The following is a 950-nucleotide window of genomic DNA, read 5'->3' on the forward strand; positions in this document are numbered from 1 at the left end:
TCATGGCGCCGAGCGACGTCCAGGCTGACAGCGCAAGGATCAGAAATGCCAGCAAGCTGCCGGTGGCCGCCAGCCGCCGGCGCCCGATCATGGCCGCGAGCAGTCCCGCCAGCAGCAGGAAGATCGCCAGGTTGAGCGGCTGGATGAAGAACCAGAAGATCTTGGACAGGTAGAAGAACATCGCTCACCCCATTGCAGCGCCGCGCGGGCGTGGGCGCTCAAAGGACGCTAACACTTTGATTTTGCGCAGGATCCTTCCGAAAATCGATTCCGACTTTCAGGGCATGCGCTAGACGAGCGACGTCCCTACCACCACTTCTCCGGCTGGAACGTGCCTGCGGCCTGCTCGATGACGGCGGCGGTCTGGAACAGCGTTTCCTCGTCGAACGGCCGGCCGATCAGCTGCAGCCCGAGCGGCAGGCCCTTGGCGTCGAGCCCGGCGGGTACGGCGATGCCCGGCAGGCCGGCCATGTTCACCGTGACGGTGAAGATGTCATTGAGGTACATCTTGACCGGATCGGCAGCCATGTCCTCATCGGCGACGCCGAAGGCGGCGGAAGGCGTTGCCGGGGTCAGGATGACATCGACGCCGGCGGCGAAGACCGTCTCGAAATCCCGCTTGATCAGATTGCGCACCTTCTGCGCCTGCAGATAGTAGGCGTCGTAATAGCCGGCCGACAGCACATAGGTGCCGATCATGATGCGGCGCTTGACCTCGCGGCCGAAACCGGCGGCGCGGGTCTTCTCATACATGTCGACGATATCCTTGCCCGGCACGCGCAATCCGTAGCGGACGCCATCATAGCGGGCGAGGTTGGACGAAGCCTCGGCGGGCGCCACGATATAGTAGGCAGGCAGCGCGTACTTCGTATGCGGCAGGGAAATGTCAACGATCTCAGCGCCGGCGTCCTTCAGCCAGGCAATGCCCTTCTGCCACAGCGCTTCGATCT

At 63.5% G+C, this 950-nt stretch carries 1 protein-coding gene and 1 pseudogene; both read right to left on the minus strand.

Features of this window, described 5'->3' with window-relative positions:
- Positions 1 to 181, minus strand: a pseudogene (locus tag EN939_RS35840) (YdcF family protein); the annotation flags it as partial.
- Positions 182 to 306: 125 nt separating this feature from the next.
- A partial coding sequence (locus EN939_RS35845; protein WP_245473307.1) for an amidase family protein occupies positions 307 to 950 on the minus strand: 644 nt, incomplete at its 5' end.

Origin of the sequence: Mesorhizobium sp. M7A.F.Ca.CA.002.05.1.1 (assembly GCF_003998335.1) — a bacterium.
GTDB lineage: Bacteria > Pseudomonadota > Alphaproteobacteria > Rhizobiales > Rhizobiaceae > Mesorhizobium.